Source organism: Streptomyces sp. NBC_00669 (genome assembly GCF_036226785.1).
Lineage (GTDB): Bacteria > Actinomycetota > Actinomycetes > Streptomycetales > Streptomycetaceae > Actinacidiphila.
This window is the reverse complement of the sequence record NZ_CP109018.1, coordinates 7,213,707-7,236,184: the sequence shown is the minus strand read 5'-3', so window position 1 is coordinate 7,236,184 and position 22,478 is coordinate 7,213,707. Positions and strand designations below refer to the sequence as shown.

General features: G+C 73.5%; 26 protein-coding genes. 6 read left to right on the top strand and 20 right to left on the bottom strand.

Features of this window, described 5'->3' with window-relative positions; translation table 11 throughout:
- Window positions 1-3 precede the first annotated feature (3 nt).
- The 7 genes from trpA to OG896_RS30540 all read right to left on the bottom strand — a co-directional run bounded on the left by trpA (window position 4) and on the right by OG896_RS30540 (window position 5,148).
- Window positions 4-822, bottom strand: coding sequence for a tryptophan synthase subunit alpha (trpA, locus tag OG896_RS30565; protein ID WP_329370507.1), 819 nt, complete (start codon window positions 820-822; stop codon window positions 4-6).
- Window positions 819-2,072, bottom strand: coding sequence for a tryptophan synthase subunit beta (gene trpB, locus OG896_RS30560; protein WP_329370506.1), 1,254 nt, complete (start codon window positions 2,070-2,072; stop codon window positions 819-821). The genes trpA and trpB overlap by 4 nt, the downstream gene beginning before the upstream one ends.
- 49 nt (window positions 2,073-2,121) lie before the next feature.
- Window positions 2,122-2,265: a tryptophan biosynthesis modulator TrpM gene (gene trpM / locus OG896_RS40495; protein WP_402445462.1), complete on the bottom strand. Its 144-nt coding sequence runs from the start codon at window positions 2,263-2,265 to the stop codon at window positions 2,122-2,124.
- Between the two features lie 81 nt (window positions 2,266-2,346).
- The gene (trpC, locus tag OG896_RS30555) at window positions 2,347-3,156 is read right to left on the bottom strand and encodes an indole-3-glycerol phosphate synthase TrpC (protein ID WP_328462881.1); all 810 of its coding nucleotides are present in this window, start codon (window positions 3,154-3,156) and stop codon (window positions 2,347-2,349) included.
- Between the two features lie 160 nt (window positions 3,157-3,316).
- Window positions 3,317-3,796: a DUF2752 domain-containing protein gene (locus tag OG896_RS30550; protein ID WP_443057180.1), complete on the bottom strand. Its 480-nt coding sequence runs from the start codon at window positions 3,794-3,796 to the stop codon at window positions 3,317-3,319.
- Window positions 3,797-4,018: 222 nt separating this feature from the next.
- Complete coding sequence (locus tag OG896_RS30545) at window positions 4,019-4,276, bottom strand: HGxxPAAW family protein (RefSeq protein ID WP_329370503.1); 258 nt, start codon at window positions 4,274-4,276, stop codon at window positions 4,019-4,021.
- A gap of 152 nt (window positions 4,277-4,428) precedes the next feature.
- Window positions 4,429-5,148 carry a TIGR02234 family membrane protein gene (locus OG896_RS30540; RefSeq protein WP_443057275.1) on the bottom strand — a complete coding sequence of 240 codons (720 nt, stop codon included), beginning with the start codon at window positions 5,146-5,148 and terminating at the stop codon, window positions 4,429-4,431.
- 334 nt (window positions 5,149-5,482) lie between these two features.
- Here OG896_RS30540 and OG896_RS30535 point away from each other — a divergent pair, with 334 nt between their 5' ends.
- The gene (locus OG896_RS30535) at window positions 5,483-6,724 is read left to right on the top strand and encodes a S53 family peptidase (protein WP_329370499.1); all 1,242 of its coding nucleotides are present in this window, start codon (window positions 5,483-5,485) and stop codon (window positions 6,722-6,724) included.
- A 200-nt stretch (window positions 6,725-6,924) separates the two neighbouring features.
- Here OG896_RS30535 and OG896_RS30530 read toward each other — a convergent pair whose 3' ends face one another.
- Together OG896_RS30530 and hisI are read right to left on the bottom strand one after the other, a co-directional pair.
- Window positions 6,925-8,433: an anthranilate synthase component I gene (locus tag OG896_RS30530; RefSeq protein ID WP_329370497.1), complete on the bottom strand. Its 1,509-nt coding sequence runs from the start codon at window positions 8,431-8,433 to the stop codon at window positions 6,925-6,927.
- Window positions 8,434-8,567: 134 nt separating this feature from the next.
- A complete protein-coding gene (hisI, locus tag OG896_RS30525) occupies window positions 8,568-8,918 on the bottom strand; it encodes a phosphoribosyl-AMP cyclohydrolase (RefSeq protein WP_329370495.1) in 351 nt (116 codons plus the stop codon).
- Between the two features lie 126 nt (window positions 8,919-9,044).
- Here hisI and OG896_RS30520 point away from each other — a divergent pair, with 126 nt between their 5' ends.
- Together OG896_RS30520 and OG896_RS30515 are read left to right on the top strand one after the other, a co-directional pair.
- Entirely contained in the window at window positions 9,045-10,043 is a 999-nt protein-coding gene (locus tag OG896_RS30520) for a hypothetical protein (protein ID WP_329370493.1), read from the top strand.
- 109 nt (window positions 10,044-10,152) lie between these two features.
- Entirely contained in the window at window positions 10,153-10,785 is a 633-nt protein-coding gene (locus OG896_RS30515) for a TIGR03085 family metal-binding protein (RefSeq protein ID WP_329370491.1), read from the top strand.
- A 131-nt stretch (window positions 10,786-10,916) separates the two neighbouring features.
- Here OG896_RS30515 and OG896_RS30510 read toward each other — a convergent pair whose 3' ends face one another.
- Together OG896_RS30510 and OG896_RS30505 are read right to left on the bottom strand one after the other, a co-directional pair.
- Complete coding sequence (locus OG896_RS30510) at window positions 10,917-12,251, bottom strand: MFS transporter (protein ID WP_443057179.1); 1,335 nt, start codon at window positions 12,249-12,251, stop codon at window positions 10,917-10,919.
- Between the two features lie 238 nt (window positions 12,252-12,489).
- Complete coding sequence (locus OG896_RS30505; protein WP_329370489.1) at window positions 12,490-13,110, bottom strand: ArsR/SmtB family transcription factor; 621 nt, start codon at window positions 13,108-13,110, stop codon at window positions 12,490-12,492.
- Between the two features lie 126 nt (window positions 13,111-13,236).
- Here OG896_RS30505 and OG896_RS30500 point away from each other — a divergent pair, with 126 nt between their 5' ends.
- Window positions 13,237-13,851, top strand: coding sequence for an O-methyltransferase (locus OG896_RS30500; protein WP_329370487.1), 615 nt, complete (start codon window positions 13,237-13,239; stop codon window positions 13,849-13,851).
- Between the two features lie 34 nt (window positions 13,852-13,885).
- Here the strand turns inward: OG896_RS30500 and hisF are convergent, their stop codons facing one another.
- From hisF to hisD, 8 genes are all read right to left on the bottom strand, one after another.
- The gene (gene hisF / locus OG896_RS30495) at window positions 13,886-14,641 is read right to left on the bottom strand and encodes an imidazole glycerol phosphate synthase subunit HisF (protein ID WP_329370485.1); all 756 of its coding nucleotides are present in this window, start codon (window positions 14,639-14,641) and stop codon (window positions 13,886-13,888) included.
- Window positions 14,638-15,144 (bottom strand): Rid family hydrolase, encoded by a 507-nt coding sequence (locus tag OG896_RS30490; RefSeq protein WP_329370483.1) that lies wholly within the window; start codon window positions 15,142-15,144, stop codon window positions 14,638-14,640. The genes hisF and OG896_RS30490 overlap by 4 nt, the downstream gene beginning before the upstream one ends.
- Window positions 15,141-15,866, bottom strand: coding sequence for a bifunctional 1-(5-phosphoribosyl)-5-((5-phosphoribosylamino)methylideneamino)imidazole-4-carboxamide isomerase/phosphoribosylanthranilate isomerase PriA (gene priA, locus OG896_RS30485; protein ID WP_328462908.1), 726 nt, complete (start codon window positions 15,864-15,866; stop codon window positions 15,141-15,143). The genes OG896_RS30490 and priA overlap by 4 nt, the downstream gene beginning before the upstream one ends.
- A gap of 245 nt (window positions 15,867-16,111) precedes the next feature.
- On the bottom strand, window positions 16,112-16,750 hold the full coding sequence (hisH, locus tag OG896_RS30480) for an imidazole glycerol phosphate synthase subunit HisH (protein ID WP_329370482.1): 639 nt from the start codon (window positions 16,748-16,750) through the stop codon (window positions 16,112-16,114).
- Between the two features lie 13 nt (window positions 16,751-16,763).
- Window positions 16,764-16,916: a hypothetical protein gene (locus OG896_RS30475; protein WP_328462912.1), complete on the bottom strand. Its 153-nt coding sequence runs from the start codon at window positions 16,914-16,916 to the stop codon at window positions 16,764-16,766.
- A complete protein-coding gene (hisB, locus tag OG896_RS30470) occupies window positions 16,913-17,506 on the bottom strand; it encodes an imidazoleglycerol-phosphate dehydratase HisB (protein WP_329370479.1) in 594 nt (197 codons plus the stop codon). Before hisB ends, OG896_RS30475 begins: the two co-directional genes overlap by 4 nt.
- A complete protein-coding gene (locus OG896_RS30465) occupies window positions 17,503-18,663 on the bottom strand; it encodes a histidinol-phosphate transaminase (RefSeq protein ID WP_329370477.1) in 1,161 nt (386 codons plus the stop codon). The genes hisB and OG896_RS30465 overlap by 4 nt, the downstream gene beginning before the upstream one ends.
- Window positions 18,660-19,967, bottom strand: a complete 1,308-nt coding sequence (hisD, locus tag OG896_RS30460; protein ID WP_329370474.1) for a histidinol dehydrogenase — start codon at window positions 19,965-19,967, stop codon at window positions 18,660-18,662. The genes OG896_RS30465 and hisD overlap by 4 nt, the downstream gene beginning before the upstream one ends.
- 375 nt (window positions 19,968-20,342) lie before the next feature.
- Between hisD and OG896_RS30455 the strand changes: the two genes are divergently transcribed.
- Window positions 20,343-21,059 carry an LON peptidase substrate-binding domain-containing protein gene (locus OG896_RS30455; RefSeq protein WP_329370472.1) on the top strand — a complete coding sequence of 239 codons (717 nt, stop codon included), beginning with the start codon at window positions 20,343-20,345 and terminating at the stop codon, window positions 21,057-21,059.
- An 18-nt stretch (window positions 21,060-21,077) separates the two neighbouring features.
- Entirely contained in the window at window positions 21,078-21,620 is a 543-nt protein-coding gene (gene ybaK / locus OG896_RS30450; RefSeq protein WP_329370470.1) for a Cys-tRNA(Pro) deacylase, read from the top strand.
- Between the two features lie 46 nt (window positions 21,621-21,666).
- Here the strand turns inward: ybaK and OG896_RS30445 are convergent, their stop codons facing one another.
- The gene (locus tag OG896_RS30445) at window positions 21,667-22,449 is read right to left on the bottom strand and encodes an ABC transporter permease (RefSeq protein ID WP_329370468.1); all 783 of its coding nucleotides are present in this window, start codon (window positions 22,447-22,449) and stop codon (window positions 21,667-21,669) included.
- Window positions 22,450-22,478 lie beyond the last annotated feature (29 nt).

Below are 22,478 nucleotides of genomic sequence, written 5' to 3'. Positions count from 1 at the left end.
GGGTCAGGGCGCCCGGCGGACCCCCTTGGCGAGGTCGGCCGCCAGGGACCGTACGGCCGCGAGGCCCTCGGAGAGGTCCTCGTGGTCGAGCAGCCGCTGGACGAACGCGGAGCCGACGATGACCCCGTCGGCGAACGCGGCGACCTCCGCGGCCTGCTGGGCGTTGGAGACGCCGAGCCCGACGCAGACGGGGAGTTCGGTGGTCGCGCGGGTGCGGGCCACGAGCCCGGCCGCCTGCTCGCCGACGCTCGCCCGGGTGCCGGTGACGCCCATCAGGGAGGCGGCGTAGACGAAGCCGCTGCCCGCCGAGGTGATCCGGGCCAGCCGCTCGTCGCGGCTGGAGGGGGCGACGACGAAGACGGTGGCCAGGCCGTGCGCCTGGGCCGCCTTGCGCCACACCTCGGACTCCTCCACCGGCAGGTCGGGCAGGATGCAGCCCGCCCCGCCCGCGTCGGCGAGCTCCGCGGCGAACCGCTCGGCGCCGTACCGGTCGACCGGGTTCCAGTACGTCATGACCAGCACCGGCTTGCCGCTGGCGGCGTGGCCCTCGCGGACGGTGCGCAGCACGTCGGCGATGCGGACGTGGTTCTTGTTGAGCGCGATGTCGTCGGCGGTCTGGATGACCGGCCCGTCGAGCACGGGGTCGCTGTGCGGCAGCCCGACCTCGACGATGTCGGCGCCGCCCTCGAACGCCGCCTTGACCGCCTCGATGCCGCCCTCGACCGTCGGGAAACCGGCCGGGAGGTACGCGACGAGCGCGGCGCGGTGCTCGGCCCGGGCCTGGGCGATGGTCTGTTCCAGAAGCGTGATGGTGCCGCTCACTTCGCGTCCCCCTCGTCGTAGAGCCCGAAGTAGCGGGCGGCGGTGTCCATGTCCTTGTCGCCGCGGCCGGACAGGTTCACCAGGATCAGGCCCTCCGGGCCCAGGTCGCGGCCGATCTCCAGGGCGCCGGCCAGCGCGTGCGCGCTCTCGATGGCGGGGATGATGCCCTCGGTGCCGGACAGCAGCCGCAGCGCCTGCATCGCCGCGTCGTCGGTGACGGCGCGGTACTCGGCCCGCCCGGTGTCCTTGAGGTAGGAGTGCTCCGGGCCGACGCCCGGGTAGTCCAGGCCGGCCGAGATCGAGTACGGCTCGGTGATCTGTCCCTCGTCGTCCTGGAGGACGTACGACCGGGAGCCGTGCAGGATGCCGGGCTCGCCGACGGTCAGCGTCGCCGCGTGCTCGCCGGTGGCCACGCCGTGCCCGGCCGGCTCGCAGCCGACCAGCCGCACGGACGTGTCCGGCAGGAAGGCGTGGAACAGGCCCATGGCGTTGGAGCCGCCGCCGACGCAGGCCACCGCGGCGTCGGGCAGCCGTCCGGTGCGCTCCAGCAGCTGGCGCCTGGCCTCCACACCGATCACCCGGTGGAAGTCGCGGACCAGCGTGGGGAACGGGTGCGGGCCGGCCACGGTGCCGAACAGGTAGTGGGTGCGGTCGACGTTGGCGACCCAGTCCCGGAACGCCTCGTTGATCGCGTCCTTCAGGGTGCGGCTGCCGGACTTCACCGCGATCACCTCGGCGCCGAGCATCCGCATCCGCGCCACGTTCAGCGCCTGGCGCTGCGTGTCGATCTCGCCCATGTAGATCGTGCACTCCAGGCCGAACAGGGCGCACGCGGTGGCGGTCGCCACGCCGTGCTGGCCCGCGCCGGTCTCCGCGATCACCCGGGTCTTGCCCATCCGCTTGGTGAGCAGGGTCTGACCGAGCACGTTGTTGATCTTGTGCGAGCCGGTGTGGTTCAGGTCCTCCCGCTTGAGGAAGACCCGCGCGCCGCCGGCGTGCTCGGCGAACCGCGGCACCTCCGTCAGCGCGCTGGGGCGGCCCGCGTAGTTGACCATCAGGTCGTTGAGCTCGGCGGCGAAGGCCGGGTCGGTCTTCGCCTTCTCGTACTCCGCGGCGACCTCGTCCACGGCGGCGACCAGCGCCTCCGGGATGAACTTGCCGCCGAACGGGCCGAAGTAGCCCTCCGGGGTGGGCACGGAGCCCTCCGGGTCGGGCAGGAAGAAGGTGTGTTCGTCTGGCGTATCGGACATACGTGTCCCCTGGGGGGTGTGGTGGTCGGGCTGACAGCTGCTGCGCGGCTCAGCCGCGGCGCCATCGCCTGCCGTTCACCTGACCCGGCTCGCAGCCGATCACGTACCTCACCCGTCGCCCCAGCACCCGCCGCGCGGGCGCGCGGCAGCCCCGGGGTTTGCACCCGGGCGCGAGACGTTGGGCGATGGCCATGCCCCGCAGTCTAGCTGGCCGGGCGGACCTCCCGGGCTCGGCGGTTCCGCCGGTTCCGGGAGGACGGGGCACCTCGGGGGGTCAGTCGCGCCCGTGCCGCAGGGCTGGGTGCGCACCGGCCGCCACGAGATCGGCGACGGCGGTACGGGGATCGCGCCCCGTGACGAGCGACTCGCCCACCAGCACCGCGTCGGCACCGTCGTGCGCGTAGGCGATGAGGTCGTGCGGGCCCCGCACTCCCGACTCCGCGACCTTGACGATGTGGTCGGGGATCTCGGGCGCGACCCGGGCGAACGTGTCCCGGTCCACCTCGAGCGTCTTGAGGTTGCGGGCGTTGACCCCGATGATCCGGGCACCCGCGTCGACCGCCCGCTCCACCTCCTCCTCGTCGTGCACCTCGACGAGCGGCGTGAGCCCGATGGACTCGGCCCGCTCGACGAGGGAGACGAGGGCGGCCTGGTCGAGCGCGGAGACGATGAGCAGCGCGAGGTCGGCGCCGTAGGCGCGGGCCTCCCACAGCTGGTAGGCGGTGACGATGAAGTCCTTGCGCAGCACGGCCGTGTCGACCTTCGCCCGGACCGCTTCGAGGTCGGCGAGCGACCCGCCGAAGCGCCGCTGCTCGGTGAGCACGCTGATCGCCGCGGCGCCGCCCGCTTCGTAGTCCGCCGCGAGTGCCGCCGGGTCCGCGATCGCGGCCAGCGCGCCCTTGGACGGGCTGGAGCGCTTGACCTCGCAGATCACCTTGACGCCCTCGCCGCGCAGTGCGGCCACGCCGTCGCGGGCGTCGCGCGCCTTGGCCGCACGCTCCTTGAGGTCGTCAAGGGAGACCCGGGCCTGTCGCTCGGCGAGGTCGGCTCGTACTCCGTCGATGATCTCGTCGAGCACACTCACGCGAGAACTCCCCTTCCGGCCGGGTCGAGCAGCGAAATGATCAAGCCAGTGGCGGTTGACCGCCGGCAACCCGATGGTATCGGGCGGTGGCCTCGGTACCCGAATCGTGCCATGTCCGGTCCCACCACCTGGACGAATGCCGTCACGGCTGCCATGCCGGTCAGGGCGCGAGGGCCGCGCCGAAGGGCAGGTTCCGGACAACCGTGAAGGCGAGGACCAGCGCGCCGATCGCCCAGCGCCACGCCGGCCGCACGTTCGGCTCGAACGGCTTGCCGCGGACCGCGCGCACCACCCAGAGCACCCAGACGACGGCGAGGACGGCGTATCCGGCGACCGCCACCGCGTTGCAGCCGAGCGCCGCGCGGACGTGGCCGTGCACGAGGGCGTAGGCGCCGCGCAGGCCGCCGCAACCGGGGCAGTACACGCCGGTGTAGTACAGCAGCGGGCAGGCCGGGTAGTGCCCGGGCGTGTTCGGGTCGACGCTGCCGACGTAGGCGAAGGCCGCCGCCACGCCGCCGAGCACGCCGAGCGGTACGGCGGCGCGGCGCAGGGCGGCGCGCGGGTCGCGGCCGGTGCCGCCGGGGGACCGCGGGCCGGGGGTGGCCGCGCGGGCGGGAGCCTCGGGGGTGAGGTGGGTCACAGCGCCGATTCTGCCCCGGGACGCACGAAGGCGCAGCGCGCGGAACGAGGTCCGGGCGGCTGCGCCCTGCGAGGTACTACGAGGTACTACGAGGCCCTGCCGGGTCCCGCGGCGGGCGGATCGGCCGTCGAGCCGCCGCCGAACGTGGTGCGGTGCAGCCGCTCCCGCCGACTCGGCCGCTGGTCCGGCTGAGCCGTTCGGCCGGTCGGGCCCGTCGCCGGTTCAGACGCCGGCGTGGGCGCGGGACTCCTCGGTGGAGGAGCTGTCGCTGCTCGCGATCGGCTTGTACGTCTGGCCGAGGCCCATCAGCTTCATGACCCCGCCGACGACGACGCCGAGGGCGGCGATCGCCATGCCCACCCAGAAACCGGCCGTGTTCGCCGCGACCATGAAGCCGCCGGCCACGCAGAAACCGACGAACGCGATGATCACGCCGGTCCAGGCGGCGGGCGTGTGTCCGTGGTCGTGCTGTGCCGCCATGAGTGCTCCCTGCTGAGTCGGGTCGGGGCGTCCTGCGCCTCCCACTTCGTCCCCCATTGTTGCGCGTGCGGGGGGTGGGGTGTGCACCGGGGTCGCGCGCGTCGGCCGCGGGCCGGGCACACCGCCCGAAGCGCGGCCACGGGCAGCCGCCGTCAGCGCGCGGCGGGCTTCTCCACGTGGCCCGCGGCGGGGTCCTCCGTGGGGTCCTCGCCGCGGTCGAGGGCCTTCCACAGGTCCTCGGGGCGGTCCGGGTCGACCACGGGGGGCGCGGACGCGCGGGCGGCGCGGACGCCGGGCCGGTCGTAGCGGCTGGACATCGCGGGCCACCGGGAGCCGTGGCGCAGCGCGATCAGGCCGGCGAGGAGGAGCAGCAGCCCGCCCGCGACGGAGACGAACGGCCAGCCGGTGGTGCTGGTGTGCGCGGCGGTGGCGTGGGTGAGGCTGGTCGCGGTCGCGGCGGCGGAGTCCAGGGCGCCGTGGTCGCCGCGCCGGGTGAGCGCGGTGACGGCGGCGCCGAGGCCGCTGAGCGTGAGCAGCGCGGCGACGACGTAGCGGCCGACCCGGCGCACCGCGAAGATCGCCACCAGGGAGGCGAGCCCGACCAGGGCGAGCGCGCCCGGCAGTGCGGTCATCTGGCTGCCGCCCGCGTGCACCGGCATGGCGTGCCCCGCGGAGGAGGCGGTGCCGTGCGCCCAGGTCTTGCCCGCGGCCAGCAGCACCAGGCTCGCGCCGAGGACACCGCAGGCCAGCGCGACGGCGAGGGCCCGGTAGGCGGTGCGGCGGTCGGAGTCGGCGCGCCGTACGACACCGGGCCCGGCGGGGTCCGCCGGCTCGGGCCCGGCGTCCGGCGCGGGCTGCTCGGTGGACGTCACGGGTTGCTCAGGCGCGGCCGAAGACGTGTTCACCCTTCCACTATCCCCTGCCCGCGCGGCGCCCCCTCGGCGGGGGGCAGGTCCGGGTGCGGGTCCGGGCGCGGCCCGGGGCGGGTCCTGCCGCGGCACGACGGGAGCGCGGGGGGATCGCGCGTAGGTCATGGGGAGTCCGCGCGTCCGCCACGTGAAGGTAAAGCGGAGATCACCGCCCGCTTCTTGTTGACGTGTGCCCGTCAGACATAGCGTTCCGCCCGTCCCACTGTTCCCAAAACCGCACAGAAATCCCAGCGTTCACACACGCTCCTCGGTTCCCCCCACCACAGGAGGCAGTCGCTTGCGCTTCACCCTCGGCACCCTCAGCCCGACGTCCGTCCGTACCGGCCTCGCCCTCACCGCAGCGGCGGGGCTCGCCGCATCCGGTCTCGCCCTCGCCTCCTCGGCGCAGGCGGCCCCGGCGGTGCACGGCCTGCGGACGGCCCACTCCTGCGCCACCGCCACGACCGCCGGCCAGATGGCGTGTCAGGCCGTCAAGGTCACCAGCGGGGCGAGCACGCTGGCCAGGTCCAGCGGTGCGGTCAACCCGGCCGCGGCGCCCTCCGGCTTCGGCCCGGACGACCTGCACGCCGCCTACAACCTGCCCACCACCGGCGGTTCCGCCGCGACCGTGGCGATCGTCGACGCGTACGACGACCCCAACGCCGAAGCGGACCTCGCCACCTACCGCTCCACCTACGGCCTTTCGGCGTGCACCACCGCCAACGGCTGCTTCAGCAAGGTCGGCCAGAACGGCAGCGCCTCCTCGCTGCCCAGCGCCGACGCCGGCTGGGCCGAGGAGATCTCGCTCGACCTCGACATGGTCAGCGCCACCTGCCCGCAGTGCCACATCCTCCTGGTGGAGGCGAGCAGCGCCTCGATGACCGCGCTGGGCACCTCGGTGAACACCGCGGTGTCGCTGGGCGCGAAGTACGTCTCCAACAGCTACGGCGGCGGCGAGTCCTCGTCCGACTCGTCGTACGACAGCTCGTACTTCGACCACCCGGGCGTGGCGATCACCGTCAGCGCGGGCGACTCCGGCTACGGCGTGGAGTACCCGGCGGGCTCGCAGTACGTCACCTCGGTCGGCGGCACCTCGCTGACCGCCGACTCCTCCGCCCGCGGCTGGAGCGAGTCCGCGTGGAGCGGTTCGGGCTCGGGCTGCTCGGCCTACGACGCGAAGCCGAGCTGGCAGACGGACAGCGGCTGCTCGAAGCGCACGGTGGCCGACGTCTCCGCGGTGGCCGACCCGAGCACCGGTGTGGCGGTCTACGACACCTACGGCGGTGACGGCGGCTGGGAGGTCTTCGGCGGCACGAGCGTGTCCTCGCCGATCATCGCCTCGGTCTACGCGCTCGCCGGGACCCCGTCTTCCGGCTCCACGCCGGCGTCGTTCCCGTACAGCCACACGTCCTCCCTCAACGACGTGACCAGCGGGTCGAACGGCTCCTGCAGCACGTCCTACCTGTGCAGCGGCGCCAGCGGGTACGACGGCCCCACCGGCCTCGGCACCCCGAACGGCCTCACCGCGTTCACCGGCTGAAGCCGAACGGGTCCGCCCGGGCAGCCGGTCGGGCTCGGTTCCCCGCGCCCCTGGGGGGGTGCGGCTCTTCCGCGGAAGAGCCGCACGAACCCCGGGGGCGCGGGGCGCTGCGCTCCCCCAGGGCTTCGCCTGGGAGGGCCCCCACCCCCACCGGCAGGTGGTCCCTCGACCGGCGGAACAAGGCACCCCGGAGGGTCCGGTCACCCCGACAGCGTGTTGGCGGTGCCCACGGCCCGCAGGACGGCGGCGGCCTTGTTGCGGCACTCCGTGTCCTCGGCGACCGGATCGGAGTCGGCGACGATGCCCGCGCCCGCCTGGACGTAGGCGGTGCCGTCGCGGAGCAGCGCCGTACGGATGGCGATCGCGGTGTCGGAGTCGCCGGCGAAGTCGAGATAGCCGACGCAGCCCCCGTACAACCCCCGCCTGGCGGGCTCCAGTTCCTCGATGATCTGCATCGCGCGGGGCTTGGGAGCGCCGGAGAGGGTGCCCGCCGGGAAGCAGGCGGTGAGCACGTCGAAGGCGGTACGGCCGGGCGCGACGCGGCCGGTGACGGTCGAGACGATGTGCATCACGTGCGAATAGCGCTCGACCGACATGAAGTCGACCACCTCGACGCTGCCGGGTTCGCAGACCCGGCCGAGGTCGTTGCGGCCGAGGTCGACCAGCATCAGGTGCTCGGCCCGCTCCTTGGGGTCGGCGAGCAGTTCCTCGGCGAGCGCCGCGTCGGCCTGCGGGGTGGCGCCGCGCGGCCGGGTGCCCGCGATCGGGTGCACCATGGCGTGCCCGTCCTCGACCTTGACCAGCGCCTCGGGGCTGGAGCCGACCACGTCGAAGCCGCCCTCCGCGCCCCCGTCCTCGCCCGGGAAACGCAACAGGTACATGTACGGGCTCGGGTTGGTGGCCCGCAGCACCCGGTAGACGTCCAGCGCGCTCGCCGTGCACGGGGTCTCGAACCGCTGCGAGGGCACCACCTGGAACGCCTCGCCGGCCCTGATCCGCTCCTTGACGTCCTCCACCGCGTCCCGGAAGTCCTGGCCGCCCCACCGGGTGGTGTACTCCGGCAGCTCCGAGGGCGGCAGCGCGACCGGCGGGTGCTCGACCGGGCGGCCCAGGTCCGCCTGCATGGCGTCCAGCCGTGCCACCGCGTCGGCGTACGCCTCGTCCACGCCGGTGTCCTCGTCGTTGTGGTTGATCGCGTTGGCGATCAGCAGCACGCTGCCGTCCCAGTGGTCCAGCACGGCCATGTCCGAGGTGAGCAGCATCGTCAGTTCGGGCAGCCGGAGTTGGTCGCTCCCGTGCTCGCCGATCCGCTCCAGGCGCCTGACGATGTCGTAGCCGAGGTAGCCGACCATGCCGCCGGTGAACGGGGGCATGCCCTCGACCAGGTCGCGCGGGGTGTGCAGGGCCTCCACGGTGGCCCGCAGCGCGGCCAGCGGGTCGCCGTCCACCGGGACGCCCACCGGCGGGGTGCCGAGCCAGTGCGCCTGCCCGTCGCGCGCGGTCAGCGTCGCGGCCGAGCGGACCCCGACGAAGCTGTAGCGGGACCAGGCTTTGCTGTCCTCCGCGGATTCCAGCAGGAAGGTGCCGACGCGCTCGCCCGCGAGTTTTCTGTACAGGCCGACCGGGGTGTCGCCGTCCGCGAGCAATCGCCTGCTGACCGGAATGACGCGACGGTCGACGGCGAGCTTGCGGAACGTAGCGAGGTCCATGGCCGCAGAGAGTATCCGCACCCGGGTGCCCCTGTCCGCCCGGGCGGCCCGGCCCGGTCCCTCCCGGACCTTGCGGCCGGTGGCGGGTTGCGCTCCTCCCTGAACCGACGGAACACGGCAGCCGGGTGGGTCCGCTAGCCCTCCAGCAGGACATCCGCATCGAAGCAGGTGCGGTCGCCGGTGTGGCAGGCCGCGCCGACCTGGTCGACGCGGACGAGGATCGTGTCGCCGTCGCAGTCGAGGGCGACGGACTTGACGTGCTGGACGTGGCCGGAGGTGTCGCCCTTGACCCAGTACTCGTGGCGGCTGCGGCTCCAGTAGGTGCAGCGGCCGGTCGTGAGGGTGCGGTGGAGCGCCTCCGCGTCCATCCACCCGAGCATCAGCACCTCACCGGTGTCGTACTGCTGGGCGATGGCCGGAACCAGCCCATCGGGGTTGCGCTTCAGGCGCGCGGTGATCGCGGGGTCGAGCGAGGACGACGGCATACGACCATTCTGCCGCCGATTCGCCGCAACGAGAAAAGCCGCATTGACTGGCAAACGCCGCAAGGCGATTGTCCGTTATACGGTAGCCGCTCGCCCCGTGTCACCCGTATGGGGCATCCTTTCGCCATGGGTTTTCCTCCGCCGCCGCCAGATGGTCCCCCGCCGCCTCCCGACCAGGGCGGCGGTTTTGGGCCGCCGCAGGGTTTCGGCCCGCCACCGCCTCCTCCCCCACCGGGTGAAGGCGGCTACGGTGCTCCCCAACAACCGGGCGGCGGCCAGTCGTACGGATATCCGCAGCAGCCCGACGGCCAGCAGCCGTACGGCTACCCCCAACAGCCCGACGGCCAGCAGCCGTACGGCTACCCGCAGCAGGGCCAGCAGGGCGGGTACGGCCCGCCCGGGCAGCCCGGCGCGCCGATGCCGCCGGCCGGCTACGGCTACCCCGGCGACCCGCAGGGCTTCGGCTACCAGCCGCCCCCGCCGCCGAACAACACCAAGCGCAACGTGTGGCTCGCGGTCGGCGCGGTCGTGGTGATCGGCGCGATCGTCGGCGGGGTCGCGGTGGCCAGCAGCGGCGGCGACAAGAAGAAGAACGCCGACGACAAGCCGACCCACAGCGTCAGCATCAGCGGTCTGCCGACCGGGCTGCCCACGCCCAGCTTCACGCTGCCGACGGACCTCCCGACGGACGACCCGACGCTGGACCTCCCGACGGACCTGCCCACCGGCGACGACACCGGCCTGCCCACCGACCCGTCCTCGCCGGACGAGAAGCTGGTGCCGTACGTCTCGCTGAAGCCGGGAGTCTGCTTCGACGCTCCGTCCCTGACGTCGACGGTCTCGGAGGTGACGAAGCGCTCGTGCAGTTCCGCGCACGACGCGCAGGTGGTCGCGAACGAGACGCTCAGCGGCACCTTCTCCACCGACGCGGAGATCCAGAGCAAGGCGCTGTCGCTGTGCCAGTCCGACGCGCGCAAGCATCTGCCGCACGACGGCCGGGAGTACTACCCGTACGCGCTGTTCCCGAAGCTCATCACGTACGAGCTGCAGGGCAAGAAGACCGTCACCTGCTCGCTGACCCGCAACAACGGGTCGAACCACACCAAGCTGTACAGCAAGCTCTGACCGGCGACGGGTGCGGCGGCGCGGGAGCGGCGCACCCGTTCGCACGACTTGAGATGATCCGGCGGCCGGAAGCGGATGTTTTCGGCCGCCGGATGGTTAGCCTTGCGGTATGACGACCCATGCGCAGCGTGAACGTCTGCTCCTCGCCGACCTGCTGGAGCGTTCGGGGCCCGACGCCCCGACGCTCTGCGCGGGCTGGACCACCAAGGACCTCGCCGCCCACGTCGTGGTGCGGGAACGCCGGGGCGACGCGGCCGTGGGGATGGTGGTGCCGCGGCTCGCCGACCGCCTGGAGCGGGTCCGCAACGAGTACGCGGCGAAGCCCTTCGCCGAGCTCGTCCAGCTGATCAGGACCGGCCCACCGCGGCTGTCGCCCTTCTCCCTCAAGCAGGTGGACGAGGCGTCGAACACCCTGGAGTTCTACGTCCACACCGAGGACGTACGGCGTGCGGCGGCGGACTGGACCCCGCGCACGATCGACCCCGTCTTCGGGGACGCGCTCTGGGCGCGGCTGGAGCGGGCCGCCCGGCTGCTCGGGCGGCGCAGCCCGGTCGGGCTGGTGCTGCGCTGCCCGGACGGGCGGACCGCCGTCGCGCACAAGGGCACGCCGGTCGTCACCGTGACCGGGGAGCCGGCCGAGCTGGCGATGTTCGTGTTCGGCCGCCAGGCCGCGGCGAAGGTCGAGACGGACGGCCCGGAGGACGCGGTCGCGAAGGCCCACGAAGCGAATCTAGGGGTGTAGCCGCGCTGGACCCCCCGGGCTGCCCGGTCCCGTGAGTCGAGGGACCTTGCGGTCCGGGGCGGCTTGTCGCGCCGTTCTCCCCCAGAGCTTCGCCTGGGAGGTGCCCCCACGCGCCCCTGGGGTGGTGCGGCTCATTTCGCGGAGCGCACCGCCGGGGAGGCCAGGCCGACGGCGCCGCCGAGCATGCTCACCGCGCCGGCCGTGAGGAAGACCGGGGTGGGGCCGAAGGAGGCGACGGCGGCGCCGAAGAGGGGGTAGACGAGGGGCGCGATGCCGAAGCCGGTGAGGCTCATGACGGAGGTGACGCGGCCGAGGTAGGCGGGGTCGGACGCGGACTGGATCATCGCGACGGCGAGGCCGCCGCAGACCCCGCAGATGAGCCCGGCGAGCAGGGCGAGCGCGACGGCGACGCCGAGGGCGGGGGCCACGCCGATCAGCCCGATCGTCGCGGAACCGCCGAAGAGCGTGACGATCTGCACGACACCGGCCCTGCGGAACCTGCCGCGTACGGCCATCAGCAGCGCGCTGGCGGCCGCGCCGGCCCCGAACGCGGCGATGATCCAGCCGTATCCGCCGGAGCCCCAGCCGCGTTGCCGGGCGAGCAGCACCATGCCGATGTTGAGCGGGCCGACGAGCCCGAACTCGCTGATGGCGCCGGACAGCACGAGCGGGCCGACCAGCCGGTGCCGGCGTATGTAGCGCAGCCCGTCGCGCAGTTCGTCCCAGGCGGTGCCGTCGACGGGCTCGCCGTCCGCGGGTCGGCCGTCCTCGGGCTCGGGAGCGCTCGCGGGTGCGGGGTCGCGGTCCCGCTTCAAGTCGCCGATGCGGATGGTGAGCAGGAGCGGAACGGACAGCGCGAACATGCCGCCGGCCACGGCGAACGCGGTGCTCGCGCCGCCGAGGCCCATGGCGAGCCCGCCCAGCGGCGGCCCGGCGATGTCGCCGGCGCGCACGGCGAGCGCGCGCATCCCCTGGAGCCGGACGAGCTGGTCGCGGGCGACGAGCCGTGGCGGCAGCGCGCCGACCGCGGGCATGAACAGCGCGTCCACGACGCCGAAGGCGAGGGCGACGGCCACCAGCAGCCACAGGCCGGGCGTGGTCAGCGCGAGCACCGCGGCGGCGGTGAGGATCAGCACGCAGCGCACCGCGTCGCTGCTGATCACCACCAGGCGCGGCCCGAAGCGGTCGGCCACCACTCCCCCGCCGAGCATGAGCAGGGCGCGCGGTACGGCGCCGACGGCCATCACCAGGCCCACCTCCGCGGCCGGTGCCACCTTCGCGGCGGCGAAGCCGAGGGCGAGGAAGTAGACGCTGTCGCCGAGCAGGGAGGCGGTGTACGCGGTCAGCCAGCGCAGCACGTTCGGGTCGCGGTGGGCTGCGGTCGTACGGGTGGGCGCCGGGGAGGCGTGCGCGGTGCCGATCATGGCGGATGGGCCTTCCTGGTGGGCGGGTGGGACGCTGCGCATGGCGGGACGAAGTCATACGTAAGGTGCGCTGTCAGGGCATGCGGGCCTTACCCGCGGACTCGGTAAGGGGCAGGCATCAGGGCGTGCGGGCCTTACCGGCGGGCTGTCGCGCGAGATGCGCGCCGGGTGGGGTGTGGGGTGGATCGGTTGTCGGTGGGCGGCGCCGGGCAGGGGCGGGCCGTCTCAACCCCCGCCTGAGACCCTGTCGGCGGACCTGGGCGCCGACCCGTCCTCGGCGCTACCCGCGGTGCGGGAAGCCGTACATCTGGACCGAGACGTGCTCACGGCCCTCGGTGTCGCCGGCCTCCTCCGCAGCCTTGCCGCGATCGGCCCAGCGCCACATCAGGGCACCGATCTCGTCGGCCATCTCCTGGAGTTCGGCGGCCGTCAGCCGCGGCATGAACTCGTTGGAGAAGGCCGCCTCCGTCCACTCCTTGGACCACGCGGGCAGTTCGTCCAGGTACTGCTCGTACCGCTCCGCGCGGGTGGCCAGGAGTTGCCGGGTGACCTGGCTGAGGACGGCGACGCCCTCGGGCTGGTCGTCGAAGTCGGAGTTGCGGAAGTTGAAGCCGCGGTCGGAGGAGAGCTTCCACCAGCGCTCGCGGCCGTCGCCGTCGTGCCCGGGCGCCTCGACGATGAAGCCGTGCGCGGCGAGCTTGCGCAGGTGGTAGCTGACCAGCGACACCGCCTCGTCGACCTGGTCGGCCAGCCGCGAGGCGGTGGCCTCACCGCTGGTGAACAGCGCGCGGTAGATCCGGATGCGCAACGGGTGGGTGAACACCTTCAGCGCTTCCAGGTCGGTGATGCGCGGTGCGCGATTGCGCGGTTCATGAGCCGGAGCTGCCTGTTCGTCTGCCACCCTCCCTACGGTAGATAGGAAAGGAAAGTTGCGCAACACTATTTGCGCAACTTCTCTTTCCTATCTCCGCCCGCCGATTCCCCGGACTTCCCGCGTCCGCGCCACGCCCCCGGCAGGATGGCAGCCATGTCTCTCCACGGCACCCGCGCCCACCTCGCCGACCCCGCCGGCCTTCCGCCCCTGGTCGAACGCGCGGCACAGACCGCCCAGCAGCTCGACTTCCCCTACTCCTGCCGGCCCGAACAGGGGCGGCTGCTGCACGCCTTGGCCGCCGGCGCGCGGCGGATCGGCGAGACCGGGACCGGCTGCGGGGTGGGGCTGGCCTGGCTCGTCTCGGGGATGCGCGCCGGCGCCACCGCGGTCAGCGTCGAGCGCGACCCGGTACGGGCCGAGGCCGCCGCCAAGCTCTTCGCCCCGTACGCGCCCGACGTCCACGTGGTGTGCGCCCAGTGGACGGAGATAGCCGCGCACGGGCCGTTCGACCTGCTCGTCCTCGACGGCGGCGGCCAGGGCAAGGACGCGGGCGGCGCGGCGGCCGACCCGGCGGCCCTGCTCACGCCCGGCGGCCTGCTCGTCGTCGACGACTTCACGCCCTCCGCCGGGCAGCCCCCCACCTTCCAGGGCCGCCCGGACACCGCCCGCCTGCACTGGCTGGAGCACCCCGCCCTGCACACGGTCGAGATCCCGCTCGCGCCCGACTTCGCGGTGCTCGTCGGCACCCGTACCGGCACGGCGCTGTGACCGCGGAGCCGGGGCGGCCAACGGCCCGGCGGCCTCAGCGGACCGGGTGGCCAGCTTCCCTCAGCGCCGACTTGACCTCGCCGATCCGCAGGTCGCCGAAGTGGAAGACGGACGCGGCCAGCACCGCGTCCGCGCCCGCGGCCACCGCCGGCGGGAAGTCGGCGACCCGGCCGGCGCCGCCGGAGGCGATCACCGGCACGGTCACGCGGGCCCGCACCGCCGCGATCATCTCGGTGTCGTAGCCGTCCTTGGTGCCGTCCGCGTCCATCGAGTTGAGCAGGATCTCGCCGGCCCCGAGGTCGGCCGCGCGCTCCGCCCACTCCACCGCGTCGATGCCGGTGCCGCGCCGCCCGCCGTGCGTGGTGACCTCGAACGAGCCGGTCGGGGTGCGCCGGGCGTCGACCGAGAGCACCAGCACCTGGCGGCCGAACCGCTCGGCGATCTCCCGGATCAGCTCGGGGCGGGCGATCGCCGCGGTGTTCACGCCCACCTTGTCCGCACCGGCCCGCAGCAGCTTGTCCACGTCGTCGGCGCTGCGCACTCCGCCACCGACGGTGAGCGGAATGAAGACCTGCTCGGCAGTGCGGCGCACCACGTCGTAGGTGGTCTCCCGGTCCCCGGAGGACGCGGTGATGTCGAGGAAGGTCAACTCGTCGGCGCCCTCGGCGTCGTACAGCTTCGCCATCTCGACCGGATCGCCGGCGTCGCGCAGGTTCTGGAAGTTGACGCCCTTGACCACCCGCCCGGCGTCCACGTCCAGGCAGGGGATGACTCGGACCGCGAGGCTCATGCGCCGCCCTCTTCTCGTTCGCCGGGCTCCACGGGCCCGCCCCGCGCGTCGCCGCGGTACGCCTCGATCTCCACCTCGACCAGCACCCGGGAGTCCGCGAACCCCGCCACCACGACCATCGTGGCGGCCGGCCGCACCGCCCCGAACACCTCGAGATGCGCCCGGCCGACCTCGTCGGCGTCCCGCGCGTGGCTGAGGTACATCCGGGTCCGGATCACGCTGCCGGCGTCCAGGCCGAACGGCTCCAGCGCGGACAGCGCGCTGCGGAAGGCGCTGACCGTCTGGTCGTACGGCTCGGCGTCGCCCGGGACGGTGCCGCTGGCGGGCGCGGGCATGATCCCGGCCACGATGACCCGGTCACCCGCCGCGACCACGCGGGAGGAGCCGATCGCCTCCTCCCAGGAGCTGTCGTCCGAGCGGACACGGTGCACCTGCGGGGATCGCGCGGACTCCGGGGAATCCTGGGTTTCCGGGGATTCCGGGACTTCCGGGGACTCGGTCATCGGGAAACAGCCTCCAGGGCTTCTTGAAGCGTGAACGCCTCCGCGTAGAGCGCCTTCCCGACGATCGCGCCTTCCACGCCCTTCGGGACGAGCGTGGCGATCGCCCGCAGGTCGTCGAGGCTGGAGACGCCGCCGGAGGCGACCACGGGCTTGTCGGTGGCCGCGCACACGTTCTCCAGCAGCTCCAGGTTGGGGCCCTGGAGAGTGCCGTCCTTCGCGATGTCGGTCACGACGTACCGCGCGCAGCCCTCGGAGTCCAGCCGGGCCAGCGTCTCGTACAGGTCGCCGCCGTCGCGGGTCCAGCCGCGGCCGCGCAGCGTGGTGCCGCGCACGTCGAGGCCGACCGCGATCCGGTCGCCGTACTCGGCGATCACCTTGGCCACCCACTCCGGGCTCTCCAGCGCGGCCGTGCCGAGGTTGACCCGGGTGCAGCCGGTGGCCAGCGCCGCCGCGAGGCTGTCGTCGTCGCGGATGCCGCCGGACAGCTCGACCTTGATGTCCATGGTGCGGGCCACCCCGGCGATCAGGTCGCGGTTGTCGCCGGTGCCGAACGCCGCGTCGAGGTCGACCAGATGCAGCCACTCCGCGCCCGCCTGCTGCCAGGCCAGCGCCGCGGCGAGCGGGTCGCCGTAGGAGGTCTCCGAGCCGGACTCGCCGTGCACCAGGCGGACGGCCTGGCCGTCGCGGACGTCGACGGCGGGGAGGAGTTCGAGCGTGCTCATCGGAATGCGGTCCTCGGGGGATCGGTCGGATGCGGGGCGGTCGGTCGTACGGTCATATGGTCGGTCGGTGAGCCGGTGGTCCGGCAGCCGGCCGGACCGTCGAGCGGTCGGTCGGCCGGTGGATCGGCCCGGTCGAGCCGCCGGTCCGCCGGCCCACCGGCGGCAGGCGGTCGAGCGGAACGTCAGCCGGCCGGACGCGCGCCCGGCCGGGGTGCCGGCGACACCTGCGGCGCCGGCCGCGGGCGTCAGAGCGTGTCGAGCCAGTTCTCCAGCAGCCGCGCGCCCGCGTCGCCGGACTTCTCCGGGTGGAACTGGGTGGCCCACAGCGCGCCGTTCTCCACCGCGGCCACGAACGGCTCGCCGTGCGTGGTCCAGGCGACCTTGGGCGAGCGGATGGCGCTGGTCGAGGGCGGCATCTCCCACTCGCGCACCGCGTAGGAGTGCACGAAGTAGAACCGGGCGTCCTCGTCGAGGCCGGCGAACTGCCGCGAGTCCTGCGGGGCCTTGACGGTGTTCCAGCCCATGTGCGGGACGACCGGCGCGCGCAGCGGGGCGACGGTGCCGGGCCACTCGTCCAGGCCCTCGCTCTCCACGCCGTGCTCGATGCCGCGGCTGAAGAGCACCTGCATGCCCACGCAGATGCCCAGCACCGGGCGCCCGCCCGCCAGCCGGCGACCCACGATCCAGTCGCCGCGGACCTTCCTGATGCCCTCCATACAGGCGTCGAAGGCACCGACGCCCGGCACCAGCAGCCCGTCGGCGTCCATCGCCTTGCGGTAGTCCGCGGTGATCTCCACCTCGGCGCCGACCCGGGCCAGCGCCCGCTCGGCGGACCGCACGTTGCCGAAACCGTAGTCGAGGACGACGACGCTCTTGCTCGTCATGGCCGCGCCCCCTTCACAGTTGGAGCAGCCCGGTGACGAGCGCCATCACCGAACCGACCGCGAGCAGCGTGATCAGGCTCCTGGACTGCTTCTGCTTCCAGAACGAGTAGACCCCGCCGGCCAGGAACAGCCCCAGCAGGATGAAGAGGGATGACCCCTTGTTCATAGCGCGCCCTTCGTCGACGGCAGGATGCCCGCGGCGCGCGGATCGCGCTCGCTGGCGTAGCGCAGGGCCCGGGCCAGCGCCTTGAACTGGCACTCCACGATGTGGTGCGCGTTGCGCCCGTAGGGCACGTGGACGTGCAGGGCGACCTGTGCCTGGGCGACGAAGGACTCCAGGATGTGCCGGGTCATCGTGGTGTCGTAGGAGCCGATCATCGGCGCCATGTGCTCGGGCTCGGTGTGCACCAGGTAGGGGCGGCCGGACAGGTCGACGGTGACCTGGGCGAGCGACTCGTCCAACGGCACCGTGCAGTTGCCGAACCGGTAGATGCCGACCTTGTCGCCGAGCGCCTGCTTGAACGCGGCGCCCAGCGCGAGCGCGGTGTCCTCGATCGTGTGGTGCGTGTCGATGTGCAGGTCGCCCTCGGTCTTCACGGTGAGGTCGAACAGGCCGTGCCGGCCGAGCTGGTCGAGCATGTGGTCGTAGAAACCCACGCCGGTCGAGACGGAGACCTGCCCGGTGCCGTCGAGGTCGATCTCGACGACGGTGGACGTCTCCTTGGTGGTGCGCTCCACGCGGCCCACGCGGGTCATGCGGACTCCTTGTCGGTGCGGCTGTCGCCGCCGCTGTGCTCGGTGCTGTGCTCGGTGCTGTGCGTCGTGAACACGGCCTTCGCCGCGTCCAGGAACGCGCTGTTCTCGCTGGGGGTGCCGGTCGAGACCCGCAGCCAGCCGGGGACGCCGTTGTCGCGGATGAGGACACCGTGGTCGAGGACGGCCTGCCAGGCGGCGTGGCTGTCGGCGAACCGGCCGAACTGGACGAAGTTCGCGTCCGAGTCGGTGACCTGGTAGCCGATCGCGCGCAACTCGCCGACCAGCCGGTCGCGTTCGACCTTGAGCTGCTCGACGTAGCCGAGCAGCGTGTCGGTGTACTCCAGCGCGGCGAGCGCGGTGGCCTGGGTGACCGACGACAGGTGGTACGGCAGCCGCACCAGCTGGACGGCCTCCACCACGGCCGGGTCGGCCGCCAGGTAGCCCAGCCGCAGGCCCGCCGCGCCGAACGCCTTGGACATGGTGCGGGTCAGCACCAGGTTCGGCCGGCCGTCGATCAGCGGCAGCAGCGACGGCTGGTGCGAGAACTCGCCGTACGCCTCGTCCACCACCACCAGCGACGGCTTCGCGGCCTGCGCGGCGTCGTACAGCCCCAGGACGGTCTCGGCGTCGGTCGCGGTCCCGGTCGGGTTGTTCGGAGAGCAGATGAACACGACGTCGGGGCGGAGCGCGGCGATCTCGCGGCGGGCGGCGTCGGTGTCGATGGTGAAGTCGGCGTGCCGCGGCCCGGAGACCCAGCCGGTGCCGGTGCCGCGGGAGATCAGCGCGTGCATGGAGTACGACGGCTCGAAGCCGATCGCGGTGCGGCCGGGCCCGCCGAACGCCTGGAGGAGTTGCTGGATGACCTCGTTGGAGCCGTTGGCGGCCCAGACCTGGGCGGTGCCGACCTGGTGGCCGGCGGTGCGGCTGAGGTAGCCGGCCAGTTCGGTGCGCAGCTCGACCGCGTCGCGGTCCGGGTAGCGGTTGAGCCCGCGGGCGGCCTCGGCGACGCGCTCGGCGATCCGGGCGACCAGCGGCTCGGGCAGCGGGTAGGGGTTCTCGTTGGTGTTCAGCCGCACCGGCACGTCCAGTTGCGGGGCGCCGTACGCGGACTGGCCGCGCAGTTCGTCGCGCAGCGGCAGGTCGTCGAGGGAGGTCACGATCCGCCTCCGAACCGTACGGTGACGGCGGAGCCGTGCGCGGGCAGGTCCTCGGCGCCGGCCAGCGCCACCACGTGGTGGGCGACCTCGGCGAGCGCCTCGCGGGAGTAGTCCACGACGTGGATGCCGCGCAGGAAGGACTGCACGGACAGGCCCGAGGAGTGGCAGGCGCAGCCGCCGGTGGGCAGCACGTGGTTGGAGCCGGCGCAGTAGTCGCCGAGCGAGACGGGGGCGTGCGGGCCGACGAAGACCGCGCCGGCGTTGCGCACCCGGGCGGCGACGGCGGCGGCGTCCTGGGTCTGGATCTCCAGGTGCTCGGCCGCGTAGGCGTCGACGACCTCCAGGCCCTGCTCCAGGGTGTCGACCAGCACCGTGGCGGACTGCCGGCCGGAGAGCGCGGCGGTGATCCGCTCGCGGTGCTTGGCGGCGGCGACCTGGACGTCGAGTTCCTTGTCGACGGCGGCGGCGAGTTCGGCGGAGGTGGTGACCAGCACCGCGGCGGCGAGGGTGTCGTGCTCGGCCTGGCTGATCAGGTCGGCGGCCACGAAGCCGGGGTCGGCGGAGGCGTCGGCGAGGATGGCGATCTCGGTCGGTCCGGCCTCGGCGTCGATGCCGATCCGGCCCTTGAGCAGGCGCTTGGCGGCGGCCACGTAGATGTTGCCGGGGCCGGTGACGAGGTTGACCGCGCGGCACTCGTCGGTGCCGTAGGCGAACATGGCGATCGCCTGGGCGCCGCCGGCCGCGTAGACCTCGTCGACGCCGAGCAGGGCGCAGGCGGCGAGCACCGGCGCCGAGGGCAGCCCGGTGTCCTTCTGCGGCGGGGAGGAGACGGCGACACCCTCGACGCCGGCCTCCTGCGCGGGCACCACGTTCATCACCACGGAGGACGCGTACGCGGCCAGGCCACCCGGGACGTACAGCCCGACCCGCTGCACCGGCACCCATCGCTCGGTGACGGTGCCGCCGGGCACCACCTGCGTGGTGGTGTCGCTGCGGCGCTGGTCGTGGTGGACGATCCGGGCCCGGCGGATGGACTCCTCCAGGGCGGCGCGCACCTCGGGGTCGAGCTGGGCGAGGGCGTCGGCGAGGGCCTGCGCGGGCACCCGCAGCCGCTCCGGCCGCACTCCGTCGAACCGCTCGCCGTAGTCGATCACCGCGGCGCTGCCACGATGGCGGACGTCCTCGCAGATCGGCCGCACGGCGTCGAGCGCGGCCTCCACGTCGAACTCGGCCCGGGGCAGCAGGTCGCGGTCGATGCCACCGTCGGGGAAGGCGGCACCGCGCAGATCGATTCGGGAGATCACGCTGCCAAGTGTAGAGACCCGCTCGCCGCCCCCGTTCCGCGGTTCCACTCCGTGATACGGTCCACGGTCGCCTAGGCCGTGTTTTGGAAGTCCCGCCTGGCCCGTGGCGCCTGGCACGCACGCTCGCTTCGTTGTCGGGCTTGTCCGAGTAGGCCCACTACGAGGACAACCCTCCGCCTTGCGATCGCACGCACCAGACGCCACGGGCCCCGCCCTTTGGGCGGACGGCGCTACTTCCAAAACACGGCCTAGCCGCGCCCGGCGGGCTGCCGCCGGGCGGGCGGCTCGCCGCCGCGGCGGCGGTCGCGCCGCAGGTGGGACGCGGGTGTCGGGAAGGGTGCCGAACGGGGGCGTACTGCCCGTACGCTGGCCGCTGTGACCGATCGCCTTCCGCTCTTCCCGCTCAGTTCGCCGCTGTTCCCAGGGCTGGTACTGCCGCTGAACGTCTTCGAGGAGCGCTACCGCGCGCTGGTGCGCGACCTGCGGGCGCTGCCGGAGGACGCGCCGCGGCGGTTCGGGGTGGTGGCGATCAAGAACGGCCAGGAGATCGCGCCGACCGGTCAGGAGGGCCGGGCCACCGGTCCGGCCGCGGGCCTGGGCGACGACCCGCTCGCGGCGCTGTACGGCTTCGGCTGCGTCGCCGACGTGGCGGACATCGTGGACAGCGGCGACGGCGGCTTCCGGATGCACGCGACCGGCATCGTACGGTTCCGGCTGCTGTCGGTGGACGCGTCCGGCGCGTATCTGACCGGCGAGGTGGAGGAGCTGGCGGAGGAGGCGGGCAGCGGGGCGGGCGCGCTGGCGCCCGAGGTGACCCGGGCCTTCCGCACCTACCAGAAGCGGCTGGCCGGGTCGCGTGAACGCAGCCTGTCCTCGCAGGAGTTCACCGACAACCCGACGGTGCTGTCGTATCTGGTGGCGGCCACGATGATCGCCGAGACGCCGGCGAAGCAGCGGTTGCTGGAGGCGCCGGACTCGGCCGCCCGGCTCACCGAGGAGCTGCGGCTGCTGCGCCGGGAGAGCGCGGTCATCGAGAAGCTGCCGTCGCTGCCGGCGGTGGACCTGACCCAGCAGCCGATCTGCGCGAACTGACCTGGCAGGCTTCGGGGCATGGCGAAGAAGTCCCGTACCAGCGGCACCCTCCCCCTCCCCTCGACGGGGGGACCCCCGGCGACCGTCGCGCTGCGCGTCCTCGAAGAGGCCGGCGTGCCCTACACCCTGCACGCGTACGCGCACGACCCGTCCTCCGAGCTGTCCTACGGCGAGGAGGCCGCGGCCGCGCTCGGCACGGACCAGGGCCGGGTGTTCAAGACGCTCGTCGCGGAGGTGGACGGCGCGCTGACGGTGGCGGTGGTGCCGGTGTCCGGCTCGCTGGACCTCAAGGCGCTGGCGTCTGCGGTCGGCGGCAAGCGCGCGGCGATGGCCGACCCGGCGGCGGCCGAGCGGAGCAGCGGCTACGTACGCGGCGGCATCTCCCCGCTCGGCCAGCGCAAGGCGCTGCCGACGGTGGTGGACGCCACCGCGCTGTCCCATCCGACGGTCTTCGTGTCCGCGGGCAAGCGGGGCCTGGAGGTGGAGCTGGCTCCGGCCGCGCTGGTGGAGCTCACCGCCGCGGCCACCGCCCCGCTGCTCCGTCCGGGCACCCGCGGCTGATCCCCCGGGCACCCGCGGCTGATCCGTCCGGGCACCCGCGGCCGACTCACTCGGTCCAGGTGCCCGTGTACGACTCGTCGCGGGGCCCGAACGCGTAGTTCAGCGCGGAGTGCACCAGCATCGCGGCGGCCGGCCAGACCACGATCGCGACCTTGGCGCGCAGTTCCAGCGGGCCGTCGAAGACCACCTTCGGCCCGACCTGCTTGGCGTGCGCGACGATGTTCGTGGTCGGGCCGAGCCACACGCCCAGCCGCCAGCCGATGACGGAGGCGACCGCGCCGCCGACCGCCAGGCCGAACACGACCCCGAGGCCGCCCCTGCGGTAGCGCCAGAACACCGCGGCCGCGGTGAGCGCGCCGAGGATCAGTGCGATCACCACGAACGTGCCGTCGCCGCCTATCGCCTCCTCGCCCTCGGTGTCCTTGAGGTACACCGCCTGCCCGTCGGAGACCATCGGCACCCTCGGCGACAGCCACAGCCAGAACAGCCCGAGGATGATCCCGCAGATCGCGACGAGGACGGCGACGATCAGCCCGTTGCGCAGCGCGGTGCGCACCGTGTCCCGGTCCGGCTCGACCTTGTACGGCGCGAGCGAGGCGCCGGCGCCGTCGCCGACGGGGTACGGCGAGAGCTGCGGGCCGGGCGGGACCTGCGGACTCGCGGGGTGCTGCGCGCTGTCGGGGCCCTGCGCGCTGTCGGAGCTCCGCGGGCTCTCGGGACCCTGCGGGCCGTCGGAACTCTGCGGGCCGTGCCGGCTCTCGGACTGCGAGGGCTCGGGCTGCGGGGGCCCGGAGTGCGGAGGCTCGGGAGGAGTCAGAGGAGCGGTCACCAGGCCATCGTGCCAGGTGTTCCTGGCAA